Origin of the sequence: Marinomonas sp. A3A (assembly GCF_018336955.1) — a bacterium.
Taxonomy (GTDB): Bacteria; Pseudomonadota; Gammaproteobacteria; order Pseudomonadales; family Marinomonadaceae; genus Marinomonas; species Marinomonas lutimaris.
On sequence record NZ_CP025532.1, the window covers coordinates 1,330,731 to 1,348,273 of the forward strand.

A 17,543-nucleotide genomic window follows, 5' to 3' on the forward strand; every position below is an offset into this window, starting at 1 on the left:
AAGGGGGTTACTAATAGTTTATCTGCGACTGAGGAAGTCTCTAATTCTTTTGGCTGCCTCAACGCATTCTGATTCTTCTGCAACTAGAGCTATTCGTACATGGCGGTTGCCAGGATTGACGCCTTCTACTTCACGGCCTAAATAGCTGCCAGGTAAGACTAAAACGGACTCTTCTTGATACAGTGAAGTGCAAAACTCTTCATCTGTCATGCTGAGTTCTGGCCAAAGGTAAAAGCCCGCTTCGGGCTTAGATATTGGCATAATAAGTGACAGTATTTCTAAAACCGAATCAAATTTACGTGTATAAATTTCGCGATTTTTAATTACATGTTCTTCATCATTCCATGCCGCGACCGATGCATCTTGATGGTGAATTGGCATAGCGCATCCTTGGTAGGTGCGATACAGCAAAAATGGCTTAAGAATAGATGCATCACCTGCGACAAAACCAGATCTAAGGCCTGGTAGGTTGGAGCGCTTTGATAGGGATTGGAAGATAAGGCAATGTTTATAATTTTTGTGTCCCAAAATCTCGCAAGCTTCTAATAATCCTAGTGGTGCTTTATCGCCAAAATAAATTTCGGAATAGCATTCGTCTGCCACAATGGTGAAGTTGAAGGCTTTGGCTTTTTCTATCAGGTAAGCGTATTCCTCTAGCGTGGTGATGCTGCCGCTAGGGTTGTTAGGGGAGCAAACAAACAATACTTCGCAGCGTTGCCATGTGGCGTCATCGACGAGTTGATAATCTACTTTGTAGTTTGTTTCTGAACCGCAAGGTAGGAAATACAGCTCTGAACCAGCAAGAATGCCTGCGCCTTCATAAATTTGGTAAAAAGGGTTTGGGCTGATAACAAGAGAGTTTTGTTTTTCGCCAACCAACGTTTGGGTAATGGCAAACAGTGCTTCTCTGGTTCCAGTAACGGGTAAAATCTCCGTGTCAGGATCGAGTTTTTCTAAATGAAAGCGACGCTTCGCCCATTTGCTAATGGCATCTCTAAGTGGAAGTTCGCCTTTGGTGCTTGGGTACTTGCTAACGCCGGCTAGGCTGTTGGCGAGAGTTTCAAGGACGATGGCTGGTGCATCGTGTTGCGGCTCCCCAATCGTTAATTTGATCAGTGGCTTTTCTGGGTTTGGTATCAACCCTTCTATAAGCTCTGCAAGCTTTTGGAAAGGGTATGGGTGCAAAGAATGTATAAGGGGGTTCATTGGTCTTTAGTCCATGGCTTGAGAGAAACGGTCTATTTTCTCTTTTAAAAGGGTGCAAATCTTATTCATGCTTTCTGGGTCGGTAATGAGATCGCCGTTTTCTTCAGTGATGTAAAAGGTGTCTTCTACACGTTCGCCGAGAGTGGCAATTTTCGCCTTATGAAGCATGATGTTGTTGTTCATGAAAAATTGTCCCACTAAGGCTAGCAAGCCGGGCCTGTCAGGAGCGGTTATTTCAAGAGCTGACCAGACTTCTTCTGGCTGGCTGACAAAGTGAGCAGTCGACGGGGAGTTGAAAATCTTCAGAATCCTCGGTGTGTGACGCTGAACGACACTTTCGTAAAGCGATGGTGTTTCTAGTTGCTCCATCAGTGTTTTGCGAATAAGAGTTATGCGTTCTTTGTCTAGATGTAGATTGGTGTCGCTGTCGTTGCTGTCCATGACAACAAAGCTGTCTAAGCTGTAGTTGTCTGTGGTGTGACTAATTTTAGCGTCTAGAATGGTGAGGCCAAGTTGTTCAAATGTCGCTGCAGTGACGGCAAATAGGTGTTTAGTTATTAGGGTGTAGATGAAGATTTTGCTAGCACCAGAGAAGTTTCGACCACCTAGTGGTGTGATGGCAATTAATGGCTTATCACTAGGGCGGTGGCGTAAAATGGCTTCGGTATTCCAAGCGATTTCATCGCCGTTTGAGCGAATAAAGTACTCTTCTTCAATGGTTTCCCAAATGGCTTCTGCTTCAATGATATCGACGTTGCGCTCGATGATGATTTCCAAAGCGCGTTGTTTGTGCTCGTCACTTATCATGTCAGCATCAATAGGGAAATCCAGCCCGCGGCGAAGTGCGCGTTTTGTTTCTAAATAAAGCTGACGCATTAGAGAGGCTCGCCAGCTGTTCCACATGGTTGGGTTGGTTGCGTTGATGTCAGCAACAGTAAGGATGAACAAGTGATCTAGGTGTTCTTGATCCTTGACGTAGCTGGCAAACTCCCAAATCACTTCAGGGTCAGAGATGTCTTTACGCTGTGCGGTAACTGACATGAATAGGTGGTTACGAACTAGCCAAACGACAAGATCTGTGTCTTGTTTTGACAGTCCATGGCGCTCGCAAAAGGCCTGTGCATCGACGCAACCTAGCTCAGAGTGATCACCACCTCGACCTTTGGCTATGTCGTGGTATAAACCTGCAATGTATAGTAATTCAACTTTTGCTACGTGGCGGATTGCTTGTCCTGAAATAGGGAATTTTTGTTTGAATTCTGGTAGCCAAAGGCGACGTAGGTTCTCTACTAGTTGTAGGGTGTGAGCGTCAACTGTGTAGATATGAAATAAGTCGTGCTGCATTTGTCCAATGATTGCTCCGAATTCGGGTAGATAGCGACCCAGTAAGCCTAGGTGTTTCATTGAGCGTAATATACTTGTCAGTCGATATCGGCTGGATATGATATCGAGAAACAGGTCTGTGTTTATTTTGTCGTTTCTAAAATCATCATCAATCAGGTCTAAGTTGTCGCGCAGTTGTCTCATCGTATTGGCGCGGATGCCTCTGATGTTTTCATGGGCTCCAAGCAAGACATATATTTCCAGCATGCTGGAAGGGGTGTCTTGAAATAATGTTTTGGAGCGCGCCTCAAGTTGACCGTTGGCAATCTGAAAGTGATCATTGATGACTTCAACTGTATTGATGGCGTCTTTGGCTAAAAACGACTCTTCGAAGTGTTGAAGTAACAAGTCGTTGAGTTGCTGAATGGCGGCGACACTTTGGTAATATCCCTGCATAAAGCGTTCAACGTTGCGCTTTAAATCGTCGTCGTCAAAGCCAAATAGTTTGGTTAAGGTGCGTTGGTGATCAAAAAGAAGTCGATCTTCTTTGCGTCCTGCAACCATGTGTAAAGCCCAGCGAATGCGCCATAGATGGCTTACTGCGCCTTTAAGTTGGATGTATTCATCTTCGGACAGGAAGTGTTTGTCAATTAAAGCGCTTAATCGATGTGTGTGAAGGTGGCGTTTGGCTACCCAGTCAATGACTTGCATGTCTCTTAGGCCGCCAGGGCATTCTTTTAGATTTGGCTCTAAATTATATGCTGTATTTTGATATTTTGCGTGACGTTGTTTTTGCTCGGCTAGTTTAGCTTGGTAAAAGGAGTGCCCATCCCACATTTGGGATATATCAACGTGTAGTTTGAGTGTGGCTAATAATTCAATTGGTCCTATAAGTGTACGCGACTCAATCAAGTTGGTAATAATAGTAATGTCTTTGGCCGCCATCTCAGAGCATTCGTCAATGGTACGCACGCTGTGACCGACATCTAGATTAATATCCCAAAGAAAAGTGATAAAAGCTTCGATTTTGTTTTTGGGTGCGGAGATTTCATTCTCCATTAGAATCAGTAGGTCAATGTCGGATTTTGGGTGTAATTCTCCGCGCCCATATCCGCCAACTGCAACAAGGCTTACATGTGATTCGCTATCTAATCCTTTTGATATCCAGGCAGCCTGCATTACTTCGTCATAAAAAGAAGATAGGCCTTTTACGAGCTTTTCTATTGGATATAAAGAGTGGAAAAGGTCGTTGAATATGGCTGTCTTTTCTTCAATGATTGCTTTGTAGCGTGAAACAGAGCACTTCGGTAGCGATAGCTCATGTTTCTCTTCCTGTGTTAATAATGGCGGAGCGTCTGGAAAAGCAGGGAAGTCCATACAAGAGCCTCGAAGAATGAATAATTGTTATAGGGTGTTTGTAATAAATTTAAAGTCGCTAAACTATTTAATTTAAAACTCGCTTCTCTTATGAAAAGCGAGTTTCTTCTGGTCTGCGGGTAAGTACTTCAACCCCATCGGCAGTGACGAGAAGGGTGTGTTCGTATTGCGCTGATAAGCGGCCGTCTTTGGTTTTGGCAATCCAGTTATCTGGACCTGTGTGCTTAACCTGTTTTTTGCCTGCGTTAATCATTGGCTCAATAGTAAGAGTCATGCCTTCTTCAAGCATGACGCCAGTGCCTGCTTTGCCGTAATGAGCGACTTGTGGTTCGCCATGGAAGGTCGTTCCCACTCCGTGGCCGCAGTACTCTTCAACTACCGTATAGTGATGTTTGTGTGCATGGGCTGAAATAGCGGCACCAATATCACCAAGGCGCGTGCCTGGTTTTACCATATCGATGGCAAGATAAAGGCATTCTTGAGTGATGGTGGCTAAGCGTTCAGCGTGTGGTAGGGCTGGGCCTGCAAAAAACATTTTGCTTGTGTCCCCATAGTAACCATCCTTAATGATGGTAATGTCAATATTGACCACATCGCCTTTCTTTAGCGCTTTGTCATTTGGGATGCCGTGACAAATAACGTCATTCACAGAAGTACAGCATGACTTAGGGAAGCCGTGATAATTCAATGGTGCAGGGATGGCGCCTTGAACTTCAATAATGTAGTTGTGGGCGATAATGTCGATCTGCTCTGTTGTTACGCCAGGAACCACGAACTCTTCAAGCATAACTAAAACGTCAGCGGCTAGTTTGCCAGCGGTACGCATACCCTCTATATCGCTGATGTCTGTGAAGCGTGTCGATGCTGGGCGCGGAGTCCAGCTTGGTGCGTCAATTCGACCATTTTTGGTCAGCTCTTCAACTTTTTGTAGGATTTCGTTGCTCATAATTCACATGTCTTAAAATGGTTTGTATCTATGTTGATAGTATGTTGCGGGATATTCTACATGACTTAAGCAACAGAATCGCCTCTCTAACTGAAAAAAACGTGCCTCGGGTTGCGTGTAAAAAATCCGTTCAAGTCTTTTGGTTTTGGGTTAAATGTGGTATAAAACGCCGGCTTGTTGGGCTTGTGCCTAAAATAAGTGAATTTACTTAAATCAACGATCTTGCCGCTATAAAAGAAAGTGTCTTGGGTGTCTTAGGTTGCCTTAAACCTTATTTGACTGACGCTTTTAGCTGGTAAGCATAAATAACCCAAATTTAAAGGATAGTAAAATGCCTACAGTTTCTATGCGCGACCTATTATTGGTTGGTTCACACTTCGGTCACCAAACTCGTTACTGGAACCCAAAAATGAAGCCTTTCATTTTCGGTGCTCGTAACAAGATTCATATCATTAACCTTGAACATACTGTTCCAGCTCTTAATAACGCTCTTGAGCTTGTTAAAAAAATGGCTGAAAACAAGAATAAGGTTTTGTTTGTTGGTACTAAGCGTGCTGCATCTAAAACGATTAAAGAGCAAGCTGCTCGCTCTGGTATGCCATATGTTAACCACCGTTGGTTAGGTGGCATGTTGACTAACTACAAAACAATTCGTGCATCTATCAAGCGCCTTCGTGAGCTTGAAGTTCAAATGTCCGATGGTACATTCGATAAGCTGACTAAAAAAGAAGCTTTGATGCGTACTCGTGAGCTTGAAAAATTAGAGCTTTCTATGGGTGGTATCAAGGATATGGGTGGCCTTCCTGATGTATTGTTCGTAGTTGACGTTGATCATGAACGTATTGCAATTAAAGAAGCAAACAAATTAGGTATTCCTGTTATCGGTATCGTCGATACTAACAGTAATCCAGATGGTGTTGATTACATCATCCCAGCTAACGATGATGCGATTCGCGCTGTTCAATTGTACGTTGGTGCTTTTGCTGATGCTGTTCTAGAGGGTCGTAATGCGACTGCTGGTACTGCTGACGAATTCGTTGAAGTAAGCGAAGCTACTGAAGCGTAAGCAAACTTTCTAGTTTGTTCTGGTTTCTAAAGGGAGGTGTCTTACCTCCTTTTTTAAATTTGAATTGGTATAAAGAGGATTTAACATGGCCGCAGTATCTGCAGCATTGGTAAAAGAGCTACGTGAACGTACTGGCCTAGGCATGATGGAGTGTAAAAAAGCACTTGTCGCTGCTGACGCTGACATCGAAGTGGCTATCGAAGAACTACGTAAATCAAGTGGCATGAAGGCAGCTAAAAAAGCGGGCCGTACTGCAGCGGAAGGTACGATGGTTATGCGCGTAGCAGACGATTCTTCTTACGCTATTTTAGTTGAAGTTAACTCTGAAACTGACTTCGCTTCTCGTGACGAAGGTTTTATTGCTTTCGCTAACAAGGTAGCTGACGTTGTTTTCACAACGAAAGAAACTGACATCGAAGTATTGCTTGCTGGCGAAATTGGCCAAGCACGCGAAGCTTTGGTTCAGAAGATCGGTGAGAACATCTCTCCTCGTCGTGCTGTTATCGTTGAGGGTGGCTTAGTAGGTGGTTACCTTCACGGTAACGGTCAGATCGCTGTATTGACTCAATTGGAAGGCGGTTCTGCGGAATTGGCTAAAGATGTTTCTATGCACGTTGCTGCAGTGTCTCCTCGCGTTGTTCGCGGTGAAGATATGCCTGCTGAAGTTCTTGCAAAAGAAGAAGAAATTATTCGTGCGCAGCCAGACATGGCTGGCAAGCCAGCTGAAATCGTTGATAAAATGATTGTTGGTCGTATGAAGAAGTTTTTGGCTGAAAACAGCTTGACTGAGCAGCCTTTTGTTAAGAATCCAGAAATTAAAGTTGGTCAGTTAGTTAAAGATGCTGGCGCAACTGTTACTTCTTTCATTCGCCTTGAAGTAGGTGAAGGTATTGAAGTTGCTGAAGTGGACTTTGCAGCAGAAGTAGCAGCACAACTTAGAGGTTAATTCTTTGTTGTAATGTCTTGCAAAAAAAAGGGGCAGCTTGACTGCCCCTTTTTATGAGAGATGAATGCGATGAGAGTCGGTTATATTGACCTCAGTTATTCAAGAAATAAAATCATTGCCGGAGGTTGATATGCCAAAAGAAAAGAGTCCAAAATACAAAAGAATTTTGCTTAAGCTGAGTGGCGAAGCCTTGATGGGTGATGAGTCCTTTGGTATCGATCCTAAAGTGTTGAATCGTATCGCTCTAGAAATCGGTCAGTTACGTGGTATTGGTGTTGAAGTTGGTATTGTTATTGGCGGTGGTAATCTATTTCGCGGTCAGGCGTTGAGTCAGGCTGGTATGGATCGCGTTACTGGCGACCATATGGGGATGCTAGCAACGGTAATGAATGCGCTGGCAATGCGAGATGCATTGGAGCGTGCAAATATTGCTACTCGTGTGATGTCGGCTATCACTATGACGGGCATTGTAGAGCCTTACGATAGACGTCGTGCCATGCGCTTGATGAAAGAAGGTGATGTGCTCATTTTCTCTGCTGGCACAGGTAATCCTTTCTTTACAACTGACTCTGCTGCTTGTTTGCGCGGTATTGAGATTGATGCAGATGTCGTATTGAAGGCGACTAAAGTTGACGGTGTTTATTCTGCGGATCCAATGAAAGATCCTACTGCAGTGAAATATGATACATTGGGCTACGATGAAGTTCTTGAAAAACAATTAGGTGTCATGGACTTAACTGCAATATGTTTAACCCGTGATCACGGCATGCCGATACGTGTGTTTAATATGAATAAGCCGGGAGCCTTGGTAAATATCATGGTTGGTGGCAGTGAAGGTACACTGATTAAGTGAGGAAGTTATGATTAACGAAATTCTTAAAGACGCAGAAGATCGTATGAGCAAAGCTGTTGCTTCTGTTGAGTCTGCGTTTAAAAAAATCCGTACAGGTCGTGCGCACCCTAGTATTCTAGATTCAGTGAAAGTGAACTACTACGGTTCTGAAACACCATTAAGTCAAGTGGCAAATATTACCGTAGAAGATGCGCGTACGTTGGGTGTGTCTCCTTGGGAAAATAATTTGGTTCCTGAAATTGAAAAAGCCATCATGAAATCTGATCTTGGCTTGAACCCAGCTACAAATGGTAATTTGATTCGAATTCCTATGCCTGCTTTGACTGAGGAAACTCGTAAGAACTACTTTAAGCAAGCAAAGAATGAAGCGGAAAATGGGCGTATTGCTATCCGTAACATTCGCCGTGATGCAAATGGTAGTCTTAAAGATTTAGTGAAAGAAAAAGAAATTTCTGAAGATGACGATCGTCGTGGTCAGGATCAAGTGCAAAAAATAACGGACAAGTATGTTGCTTTAATAGAAGAGCGTCTTGCTGTAAAAGAAAAAGACTTGATGGAAATTTAATGAAAAAGGCGAGCCTTGGCTCGCTTTTTTTATTGACTAGGGTAACGCTATGTCTGAATTGGATGGCGCTGATTTTGATTCAGCTGTCAGTCCAGCTCATATTGCTATCATAATGGATGGTAATAATCGCTGGGCAAAGAAAAAACACCTTCCGAGTATTGCTGGCCATACAGCAGGAGCCGCAGCTGTTCGACGAGTGGTTGAGGCTTCAGCTAAGTCTGGTGTCGAAGTGTTGACGTTGTTTGCGTTTTCTAGTGAAAACTGGAAGCGTCCAAAGCTAGAAGTGGATGGGCTGATGACATTGTTTATGCGGTCTTTGAAGAAAGAGCTTAAACGATTAAATGAACATAAGATCAGGCTTAGAGTGATAGGTGACCTGTCTGGTTTCAGTGTAGGTTTGCAAAAGCAAATCAAAAATGTTGAAGATGCTACAAAAGACAATGATCAAATGACCTTGGTGATTGCTGCAAATTATGGTGGGCGTTGGGATATTGCTCAAGCCGCGAAAGCGGTGGCTGAACAAGTCGCACAGGGAGAGCTTTCACCAGAAGATATTACAGAGGCTGTATTAGCCGAACATATGCAATTAGCTGATTTGCCTGCGCCAGATCTGCTGATTCGTACCTCTGGAGAAGAGCGCATTAGTAATTTTTTACTTTGGCAAACGGCTTACTCCGAGTTTGTTTTTCTTCCGGTGTTGTGGCCGGATTTTGATCAAAAACATTTTGATGAGGCTATTCGGACTTATCAAAACCGTCAACGTCGTTATGGTGGTCGATAACCATGTTACTCCCTAGAATTCTTAGTGCCATCGTTATGGCTGTTTTGTTTATTTGCGCCGTGTTTGTATTAGAGGCCTCTAGTTTTATTTTGGCTATGGGGACTGTCGTGTTCTTGGCCGGATGGGAATGGGCGCGCTTGTCTGGTGTGACGAATCATTTCGGGCGTATTTTCTTTGCAGCTCTTATTGGGGGGATCTGCTTCTTAGTCTTTCATTATGGCGTGCAAAAGGCCTTACTTAATTTAAGCCCGATATTATGGTTGCTCGCATTATATTGGGTAATGCGTTATCCAACAGAACTAATTTGGAAACATGTTTTTAGTCGTTTGCTGTTCGGTATTCTCGTGTTGGTGACCACTTGGTCTGCTTTAGTCGTGTTAAAACAATCAGACAATTTTGTTGTCTGGGTGTTGCTTCTTATGGGCTTGATCTGGGGGGCGGATTCCGGTGCCTATTTCGCAGGGAGAGCATTTGGTAAAAGAAAGCTTGCACGCTTTGTAAGCCCAGGGAAGTCCTGGGAGGGTGTTATTGGTGGGGCCGTATTAACCCAGGTTGGTGTGATTGTTTTTGCAGAATTAAGTGATTTCACTCTTTCTAATTGGTGCGTGTTGGCTGTTATCGCGTTAATAACATCGTTTGTTTCGGTGTTAGGTGATTTGACGGAAAGTTTATTTAAGCGCCATGAGGGGGTGAAGGACTCTAGTCATCTTATTCCTGGTCATGGTGGTATTATGGATCGTGTTGATAGTTTGACTGCCGCCGCTCCTATTTATGTTTTATTGCTTAGTTTGGCAGGATGGCTTTGATGCAAGGAATCTGCTTGTTAGGTGCAACTGGGTCGATTGGCCAAAGTACGCTAGATATCATTGCTCAGCACCCTGATAAATTTGCCTTGGTTAATGCGTCGGCGAATGAGAGTGTGGATAGAATGGCGGAAATATGTCGTCGTTTTAAACCTCAACGTGTCGTAATGGGGTCTCAAAAGGCGCGCGATGAACTAGCTCAAAAATGTCAAGGCTTAGCCACTTCGTTTGAGTGGGGGGAAGATGCTTTAGATAGCATTGCTTCTGACTCAGCGGTTGATCAGGTCATGGCTGCTATCATGGGCTTTGCTGGGCTAAAGCCTACTTTGGCTGGCATACGTGCTGGTAAGCGAACACTGTTAGCTAATAAAGAGTCCTTGGTAACCGCCGGTAAGCTCTTCATGGACGAAGTAGCTCGTCATGATGTTATGCTTCTTCCTATCGATAGTGAGCACAATGCAATTTATCAGAGTCTGCCTCAAACAGCTCGTGGTGCGCATAAGCAAGATGTTGCTAAGGTGATTTTGACAGCTTCTGGAGGGCCTTTTAGAACTTGGTCTTTAAGTGAGATGGCTTCAGTTACTCCTGAACAGGCGTGTAAGCATCCAAACTGGTCCATGGGGCAAAAAATATCCATAGATTCAGCTTCCTTGATGAATAAAGGTTTAGAGTTAATTGAGGCGTGCTGGTTGTTTGATGTCACACCGGATCAGGTGGATGTTGTTGTTCATCCTGAAAGTATCATTCACTCGATGGTGTCATATCTTGATGGGTCTGTGATTGCACAGATGGGGAATCCTGATATGAAAATTCCAATAGCTTACGGCATGAGTTGGCCAAGCCGTGTCGAGACAAATGTCCCATCTTTAAATTTGATCGATATTGCTCGTTTGAATTTTGAATCTCCTGATTTGATGCGTTTCCCTAATTTGAAATTGGCCGCAGATGCTTGGTTCATGGGCGGTACAGCGATGGCTGTATTGAATGCAACAAACGAAATTGCGGTAGCGGCTTTTTTGAGTCGTCAGATTGGTTTTCTTGATATTGCAAAGCTGAATGAGCGGGTATTGATGGCAGCGAATGTGGTTACTGTGAATGACCTTGATGATGTTTTCGAAGCTGATCGATATTCACGCCATTTGGCACTGGATATGATTTCTAGCGGTAATTTTTCATGATACAGAATATTCTTTCTATTGTTGTTGCTTTAGGTCTTCTCATTACTTTTCATGAATTTGGGCACTTTTTTGTTGCTCGTCGTTGTGGTGTCAAAGTGCTGCGTTTTTCTGTGGGGTTCGGAAAACCGATTTATCGTTATGTCGGTAAAACGGGAACGGAATATACATTGGCAATGATACCTCTTGGCGGCTATGTGCGAATGCTTGATGAGCGTGAGGGTAATGTTCCTGCGGAGTTGAGAGACCAAGCGTTTAATACAAAGAGTGTTTGGCAGCGCATTGCTATTGTCGCAGCAGGTCCTGTTGCCAATTTTATTTTGGCAATTGTTATCTATGCAATTGTTGCTTTGCTGGGTGTTCAATCTGTTGCTCCAAAAATCGGTTTTATTGATCAAAATACTCCTGTTTCTCAAACTCAAATCAAGGCAGGAGACGAGCTTGTTTCTCTTGCTGGTGAACCGGTTGCGTCATGGGAAGATGTAAATTTAGTGCTAGCAGGCTTGATCGGTAAAACAGGAACCATTATCGTTCGTTACCAACCTGAAGGGCTGGGTTCTTTGCAGGAGGATACGGTAGAGCTAAATCGATGGTTGGTTGGCGATGAGCCAAGTAATTTGATACGAGCGTTTGGATTATCGCCATGGCAGCCTGAAGTGCTTCCTATTATTGCTCAGGTTGTTGGTGATGGCGCTGCGTCTGCAGCAGGGTTTCAAGCAGGCGATAAGATTTTAGGGATAAATGATCACCCTGTTTCTAACTGGCAGCAAGTTGTTGCATTGGTTCAAGCAAATCCCAATAAGACGTTGAAGGTTGATGTGCAGCGCTCGCAAGATTTTTTGGAATTATTATTATTGCCTAAATCTACCGAGCAAAATGGCAAAACGATAGGATATGCTGGATTAGCAGTGGTTCCGCCAAAATGGGATGAAGATCTTATTAGAGAACGTTACTATGGTCCACTAGAAGCCTTCTCTTATGGTGTTGCACAGACCTCTAAGATGGTATCTTTAACAGTTTCTTCTATCGGGAAGATGTTACAGGGATTGATTTCTGTTGATAATCTATCTGGACCGATAACGATTGCAAAAGTGGCGAGTGCGTCAGCAGATTCAGGTTTGCAATCTTTTTTGAAATTTATGGCTTACCTCAGTGTTAGTTTGGGGGTACTTAATTTGTTGCCTATTCCAATGTTAGATGGTGGGCATTTGTTATTTTTTGGCATTGAAGCTATTCGTCGAAAGCCTGTCTCTGAGAAAATCCAGAGTATGGCTTATCGAGTTGGTGCTTCTCTTTTATTTGCTCTAATGGCTGTTGCCATTTTTAATGATATTGCCCGCTTGTAGAGAGGTATATGTGAAAGTCGTTTCAGCAGTATTTTTGGCTTTAATAAGCGTGCAGAGTTTTGCAAAAACGGTAGAGGACGTGCGAATTGATGGCTTAGTACAAATGCCATCAGCTAGAGCATTTGATGTTATAGGCTTTGATAAAAGTGAGTCCTATGACTCCAATAAAGTGTATCAAGCTATTAACTCTCTTTTTAATACGGGTTACTTTAGTAACATCGATGTTTATGAAGACAATGACGTCTTGGTGTTTGACGTTGAAGAGCGGCCTTCAATTGGTAATTTGACGATTGAAGGTAACGATCTCATTAAAACCGAAGATTTAGAACGAGGTTTGAAGTTGTCAGGTTTGGAGGTTGGTGAGATATATAAGCCAGAAACTCTAAATCAGATAGTACAAGAGTTGCAGCGTCAGTATTACGCTTTGGGGCGTTACAGTGCGAAGGTCGATATTTCTGTTGAAGATATGCCGCGTAACCGAACTGGAATTGTGATTAATATTGATGAGGGTGATACCGCTAAAATTGTTCATATCAATATTGTTGGCAATAAAGATTTTGACGAAGAAACATTAACCAAAGATTTCGAATCTGCTGAAACTGGCTCGTGGAATCCCTTCAGTTCGGCTGATGAGTATGCTAAGGCTAAAATTGAAGGGGATATTAACACTCTAAAAAGCTTTTATATGGATAAGGGCTATTTAGATTTTAATGTGGTTTCAAGTCAAGTGAGTTTGTCACCAGATAAACGTGATGTTTATATCGTTATTAACGTCGATGAAGGTAAACCTTATAGTATTAATGACGTTACTTTGAGTGGCAGTTTGCCTATTGCTGAAGATCGTGTTTGGAAGCAAATCACTCAGAAAAAAGGCGACGTTTTTTCTCGTAGTGAAGTGACAAAAATTATTGAAGGTATTTCGACTGAGTTAGGTGATGATGGTTATTTGTTCACTAACGTAAATGTTATTCCTGAGAAGCTAGATAACCATACTGTTAATCTTAGTTATCAAATAGCACCAGGGCCTAAGGTCTATGTGCGTCGCATCACTTTCAGTGGAAATAGTGAAACACAAGATGAAGTGTTGCGCCGTGAAATGACGCAATTCGAAGGGGCTTTAGCAACGCACTCTAAAATCCAATCATCTAAGCGTCGTATTGAGCGACTTGGTTTCTTTGGTAGTGTTGATTTACGTACACGACCTGTGGCGGGAACGTCTGATCAGGTTGACCTTGATGTTGTAGTGCAGGAGCAAGCATCAGGCAGTATTCAAGCTAGTATTGGTTATTCACAAGAAGATGGTACGGTGCTTGGTTTTGGTATTTCGAAGCGTAACTTTTTAGGAACAGGTAATAAGCTGTCTTTTAATGCGCAACGTACCAATCAAACGCAAGATTATTCTGTTAGCTACGATAATCCATACTTTACTGTAGATGGCGTGAGTCGTGGTTTCCAGCTTTTCTATAAAACCAGTGATCATGCCGACGATGATGTGGAAGATTACGATCTAGACGAAATTGGTGCAGGGGTTAGTTACGGTTATCCGATTTCTGATACTCAGCGTCTATCGTTCGGTATGACTGTAAAAGAAAGTACGGTGAAATTGGGTTATGACCCATCCAATGAAACAAAAGACTATGTGGATAATCAAGGTGATAACTATGATGACGTTATTGCAAGTCTAACTTGGAGTGATAGCGATTTGGTTGGTGGTGTATTACCGACAAATGGTTATTCAACAAAAGCCACATTAGAAGTTGCCTTGCCTGTTGGTGATCAGCAATACACTAAATTAGGTCTAACTTCTCAGCGTTTTTGGAATTTGAATGGCTCAGATTTGTGGTTGTTCCATTTGAAAGGGCGCTTAGGTTACGGTAAAGGCTATGGGGATACTGATACCCTTCCTTTCTTTGAAAACTATTTTGCTGGTGGGTCTTATTCCGTACGAGGGTATGGTGCTTCATCCTTGGGGCCTAAAAACTCTTATGATGCCGGGTCGAGCAATAGTACTTCTGCACTAGGTGGTAATATTCTGATGACAGCGTCGGCTGAGCTTATTTTCCCATTGCCTATGGTGGAGGATCATAAGTCTGTAAGAACCGCTTTATTCTTGGATGGTGGTAACGTATTTACTGATACTTGTCTTGCTGGTAATAGTGAGTGTAATGAAGGTATAGATCCCGCTGAGCTACGTTATAGTGTTGGTTTAAGTTGGACATGGATTACACCGATTGCACCTCTGTCATTTAACTTTGCACGTCCTTTGAATTCAAGAAGTGGCGATAAAACAGATTTCTTCCAGTTCCAATTAGGAACGACTTTTTAATTTGAAAAGTACTATGTAATAGGATTTTAAAAATGAAAAAACTCATAACTGTGATTTTTACTCTATGCTTTATTGGTAGTGTACAAGCAACCGAAGTTGCTGTGGTTGATTTCAGAGCGGCGCTGTTACAAAGTAATGCTGGTCAAGAAGCCGCCAAAGAGCCTAAGAAAAAAGTGGCCGAGATGGATGCTCGCTTGAAGAAAGAGCAAGAAGATCTTGAAGCATCAGCAAAAGATTTGAAGCGTGATGAATTAACATTGTCTGAGGATGAATTCAAAAAACGTCGTCAGCAATTAGGTGAGCGCCAAAATCAAGTTCGAGCAATGGCTGCAAATATGCAGCGTCAGGCTAAAGAGTTAGAACAACAATTAATACAATCTTTGACGCCCAAAGGTGAAGCCGCTCTAAAGTCTTTGATTGAAGAGCGTAAATTAGAATTGGTACTAAATAGACAGTTAAGTTTGTATGCGGACGCAAATGCAGATATTACAGATGAATTAGTAAAACGTATTAATAAGGATAATTAATCTATGAGTTATACGCTAGGGCAATTAGCCGCCAAGGTGCAGGGTGTTGTAAAAGGTGATGCTGATCTAGTTATAGATAAATTAGGGTCGCTAGAAAATGCGACTCAAAACGAGTTGAGCTTTTTAGCAAATTCCAAGTATCAAAGTCTGCTTGGGTCGACATCTGCAGGTGCAGTCCTTGTAAAAACGGAAGAGCTGGCTCAATTAGTGGGTAATGCCATTATTGTTTCCAATCCTTATTTAGCGTTTGCTCAAATATCACATCTTTTTGTGCCAGCAACACATGGTTGGTCTGGTATTCACCAAAGTGCTGTAGTATCGCCTAAAGCGACAATAGCTGAAAATGTCGTGGTAGGGCCTAATGCTGTTATTGATGATGATGTCTTGATTGCGGAAGGTTGTGTCATTGGCGCAGGTTGCGTTCTTAGTCGAGGTGTTAAAATTGGTCAGGGTTCTCGCCTATACCCTAATGTCACTCTTTATCATGATGTCGAAGTTGGTGGTGCGTGCATTATTCATAGCGGTACCGTGATTGGAGCTGATGGTTTTGGTTTTGCTCCAAATGATGTGTTTTGGGAGAAAATTGATCAGCTAGGCTCTGTCGTTATCGGTAATAATGTTGAAATAGGGGCGAATTCAACAGTTGATCGTGGTGCTATAGAGAATACGCAGATAGGTAATGGTGTTAAAATAGATAACCAAGTACAAATTGCTCATAACGTCGTAATTGGCGATAATACGGCGATTGCAGGGTGTGTCGGGATTGCAGGTAGTGTGAAAATAGGTGCTTCCTGTACTATATCTGGTGGGGCAGGGCTTGCTGGTCATATTTCAATAGTTGATAACACCCATATTACAGGGATGACTATGATAACCAGATCCATTGAGGAGGCCGGTTCATATTCTTCAGGTACGGGGATGGAGCCTACTGCTAAGTGGCGACGTTCAGTCGCAAGATTTAGACGAATTGATAATATGGCAAAGCAGATCTCATCACTGGGACAACAAATTAAAAAGCTTTCAGAAAAAGGTTGATGTTTAATGATGGACATAAATGAAATTCGTCAGTATTTACCTCAAAGGTACCCATTTTTATTAGTAGATCGCGTTGTTGAGTTAAATCTGAACGATTCCATTGTAGCCTATAAAAATGTAACGATTAATGAGCCTTTTTTTAATGGCCATTTTCCAGACCATCCAATAATGCCCGGTGTATTAATTATTGAAGCCATGGCTCAGGCAGCCGGTGTATTGGGTTTCAAAACAATGGAGAAAAAACCAGAAGATGGTTTTATCTATTATTTTGTAGGCGCAGATAATACGCGTTTTAAGCGACCAGTAGTGCCTGGGGATCGTTTGCAATTAGAAGCAAAAATAATTACTGAAAAACGCGGTATTTGGAAATTCGAATGTAGAGCAACAGTTGACGGTCAGTTAGCTTGTTCTGCAACTATTTTGTGTGCAGTCAGGAATATATAGTGGCGATACATCCAACTACTTTGATCGATTCGAAAGCAGAGATTGACTCCAGCGTGGAGATTGGTCCTTTTTGTGTAATCGGACCGAATGTAAAAATTGGTGCTGGTAGTATTATTAAATCTCATGTTGTCATTAATGGTCATACGACAATAGGGTGTAATAATGAGATTTATCAGTTTGCTTCTGTTGGAGAAGCGAACCAAGACAAAAAGTATAAGGGTGAACCAACACAGCTTGTGATTGGTGACAGTAATGTTATTCGTGAGAATGCGACAATTCATCGCGGTACTATTCAAGACAATGGTATTACGACGGTAGGTAGTCATAACTTGTTTATGGCAAGTACGCACGTTGGTCATGATTGCATTGTGGGTGATCACAATATATTAGCGAACTTTGCAGCCCTTGCAGGGCATGTGACAGTTGGTGATCATGTAATCCTTGGTGGATACACAGGTATTCATCAGTTTTGTCAGGTTAACTCCTTTAGCATGTGTGGTATGGGGTCAATGGTTTCTAAAGATGTGCCTCGGTATGTCATGGTTTCCGGTAGTCCAGCTAAAGCACACGGAATGAACTTTGAGGGGATGCGTCGTCGAGGCGTACCTGCAGAAGTTATTCGAGCATTACGCACTGCATACAAGACAGTATACCTAAAGGGCTTAACCTTAGAGTCTGCGTTACTAGAGCTTGAACAAGGGGATATATTTCATATTCCTGAGGTGGCAGAGTACATTTTGTCAATTCGGCGTTCAAAACGTGGAATTGTTCGATAGGCACCATGTTTTAAAAGAAAACCCCGGACTGTTTCGGGGTTTTTTATT

The 17,543-nt window shown here is 42.6% G+C and carries 16 protein-coding genes; 13 read left to right on the top strand and 3 right to left on the bottom strand.

Annotation, left to right across the window (positions count from 1 at the left end):
- Nucleotides 1-18 precede the first annotated feature (18 nt).
- The 3 genes from dapC to map all read right to left on the bottom strand — a co-directional run bounded on the left by dapC (nt 19) and on the right by map (nt 4,852).
- Nucleotides 19-1,206 carry a succinyldiaminopimelate transaminase gene (gene dapC / locus CYL31_RS06195; RefSeq protein WP_212918071.1) on the bottom strand — a complete coding sequence of 396 codons (1,188 nt, stop codon included), beginning with the start codon at nt 1,204-1,206 and terminating at the stop codon, nt 19-21.
- A gap of 6 nt (nt 1,207-1,212) precedes the next feature.
- A complete protein-coding gene (gene glnD, locus CYL31_RS06200; protein WP_212918072.1) occupies nt 1,213-3,906 on the bottom strand; it encodes a [protein-PII] uridylyltransferase in 2,694 nt (897 codons plus the stop codon).
- A gap of 88 nt (nt 3,907-3,994) precedes the next feature.
- Nucleotides 3,995-4,852, bottom strand: a complete 858-nt coding sequence (map, locus tag CYL31_RS06205; protein ID WP_212918073.1) for a type I methionyl aminopeptidase — start codon at nt 4,850-4,852, stop codon at nt 3,995-3,997.
- A 331-nt stretch (nt 4,853-5,183) separates the two neighbouring features.
- Between map and rpsB the strand changes: the two genes are divergently transcribed.
- From rpsB to lpxA, 13 genes are all read left to right on the top strand, one after another.
- Complete coding sequence (rpsB, locus tag CYL31_RS06210) at nt 5,184-5,918, top strand: 30S ribosomal protein S2 (protein WP_072839633.1); 735 nt, start codon at nt 5,184-5,186, stop codon at nt 5,916-5,918.
- An 85-nt stretch (nt 5,919-6,003) separates the two neighbouring features.
- A complete protein-coding gene (tsf, locus tag CYL31_RS06215; protein ID WP_212918074.1) occupies nt 6,004-6,864 on the top strand; it encodes a translation elongation factor Ts in 861 nt (286 codons plus the stop codon).
- Nucleotides 6,865-6,994: 130 nt separating this feature from the next.
- Nucleotides 6,995-7,717 (top strand): UMP kinase, encoded by a 723-nt coding sequence (pyrH, locus tag CYL31_RS06220; protein WP_212918075.1) that lies wholly within the window; start codon nt 6,995-6,997, stop codon nt 7,715-7,717.
- Between the two features lie 7 nt (nt 7,718-7,724).
- Nucleotides 7,725-8,282, top strand: a complete 558-nt coding sequence (frr, locus tag CYL31_RS06225) for a ribosome recycling factor (RefSeq protein WP_212918076.1) — start codon at nt 7,725-7,727, stop codon at nt 8,280-8,282.
- A gap of 49 nt (nt 8,283-8,331) precedes the next feature.
- A complete protein-coding gene (uppS, locus tag CYL31_RS06230) occupies nt 8,332-9,063 on the top strand; it encodes a polyprenyl diphosphate synthase (RefSeq protein ID WP_212918077.1) in 732 nt (243 codons plus the stop codon).
- Between the two features lie 2 nt (nt 9,064-9,065).
- On the top strand, nt 9,066-9,869 hold the full coding sequence (locus tag CYL31_RS06235) for a phosphatidate cytidylyltransferase (RefSeq protein ID WP_212918078.1): 804 nt from the start codon (nt 9,066-9,068) through the stop codon (nt 9,867-9,869).
- Nucleotides 9,869-11,044 (top strand): 1-deoxy-D-xylulose-5-phosphate reductoisomerase, encoded by a 1,176-nt coding sequence (ispC, locus tag CYL31_RS06240; protein ID WP_212918079.1) that lies wholly within the window; start codon nt 9,869-9,871, stop codon nt 11,042-11,044. Before CYL31_RS06235 ends, ispC begins: the two co-directional genes overlap by 1 nt.
- Entirely contained in the window at nt 11,041-12,387 is a 1,347-nt protein-coding gene (gene rseP, locus CYL31_RS06245; protein ID WP_212918080.1) for an RIP metalloprotease RseP, read from the top strand. The genes ispC and rseP overlap by 4 nt, the downstream gene beginning before the upstream one ends.
- Before the next feature lie 10 nt (nt 12,388-12,397).
- Entirely contained in the window at nt 12,398-14,713 is a 2,316-nt protein-coding gene (gene bamA, locus CYL31_RS06250) for an outer membrane protein assembly factor BamA (RefSeq protein ID WP_249411710.1), read from the top strand.
- 32 nt (nt 14,714-14,745) lie between these two features.
- On the top strand, nt 14,746-15,240 hold the full coding sequence (locus tag CYL31_RS06255; RefSeq protein WP_212918082.1) for an OmpH/Skp family outer membrane protein: 495 nt from the start codon (nt 14,746-14,748) through the stop codon (nt 15,238-15,240).
- A gap of 3 nt (nt 15,241-15,243) precedes the next feature.
- Nucleotides 15,244-16,275, top strand: coding sequence for a UDP-3-O-(3-hydroxymyristoyl)glucosamine N-acyltransferase (gene lpxD, locus CYL31_RS06260; protein WP_212918083.1), 1,032 nt, complete (start codon nt 15,244-15,246; stop codon nt 16,273-16,275).
- A gap of 6 nt (nt 16,276-16,281) precedes the next feature.
- Nucleotides 16,282-16,719: a 3-hydroxyacyl-ACP dehydratase FabZ gene (fabZ, locus tag CYL31_RS06265; protein ID WP_212918084.1), complete on the top strand. Its 438-nt coding sequence runs from the start codon at nt 16,282-16,284 to the stop codon at nt 16,717-16,719.
- Nucleotides 16,719-17,495: an acyl-ACP--UDP-N-acetylglucosamine O-acyltransferase gene (lpxA, locus tag CYL31_RS06270; protein ID WP_212918085.1), complete on the top strand. Its 777-nt coding sequence runs from the start codon at nt 16,719-16,721 to the stop codon at nt 17,493-17,495. Before fabZ ends, lpxA begins: the two co-directional genes overlap by 1 nt.
- Nucleotides 17,496-17,543 lie beyond the last annotated feature (48 nt).

What these genes read in the sequence shown, in the direction of transcription:
- dapC (WP_212918071.1), bottom strand. Translation starts at nt 1,206, where the DNA reads ATGAACCCCCTTATACATTCTTTGCACCCATACCCTTTCCAAAAGCTT.
- glnD (WP_212918072.1), bottom strand. Translation starts at nt 3,906, where the DNA reads ATGGACTTCCCTGCTTTTCCAGACGCTCCGCCATTATTAACACAGGAA.
- map (WP_212918073.1), bottom strand. Translation starts at nt 4,852, where the DNA reads ATGAGCAACGAAATCCTACAAAAAGTTGAAGAGCTGACCAAAAATGGT.
- rpsB (WP_072839633.1), top strand. Translation starts at nt 5,184, where the DNA reads ATGCCTACAGTTTCTATGCGCGACCTATTATTGGTTGGTTCACACTTC.
- tsf (WP_212918074.1), top strand. Translation starts at nt 6,004, where the DNA reads ATGGCCGCAGTATCTGCAGCATTGGTAAAAGAGCTACGTGAACGTACT.
- pyrH (WP_212918075.1), top strand. Translation starts at nt 6,995, where the DNA reads ATGCCAAAAGAAAAGAGTCCAAAATACAAAAGAATTTTGCTTAAGCTG.
- frr (WP_212918076.1), top strand. Translation starts at nt 7,725, where the DNA reads ATGATTAACGAAATTCTTAAAGACGCAGAAGATCGTATGAGCAAAGCT.
- uppS (WP_212918077.1), top strand. Translation starts at nt 8,332, where the DNA reads ATGTCTGAATTGGATGGCGCTGATTTTGATTCAGCTGTCAGTCCAGCT.
- CYL31_RS06235 (WP_212918078.1), top strand. Translation starts at nt 9,066, where the DNA reads ATGTTACTCCCTAGAATTCTTAGTGCCATCGTTATGGCTGTTTTGTTT.
- ispC (WP_212918079.1), top strand. Translation starts at nt 9,869, where the DNA reads ATGCAAGGAATCTGCTTGTTAGGTGCAACTGGGTCGATTGGCCAAAGT.
- rseP (WP_212918080.1), top strand. Translation starts at nt 11,041, where the DNA reads ATGATACAGAATATTCTTTCTATTGTTGTTGCTTTAGGTCTTCTCATT.
- CYL31_RS06255 (WP_212918082.1), top strand. Translation starts at nt 14,746, where the DNA reads ATGAAAAAACTCATAACTGTGATTTTTACTCTATGCTTTATTGGTAGT.
- lpxD (WP_212918083.1), top strand. Translation starts at nt 15,244, where the DNA reads ATGAGTTATACGCTAGGGCAATTAGCCGCCAAGGTGCAGGGTGTTGTA.
- fabZ (WP_212918084.1), top strand. Translation starts at nt 16,282, where the DNA reads ATGATGGACATAAATGAAATTCGTCAGTATTTACCTCAAAGGTACCCA.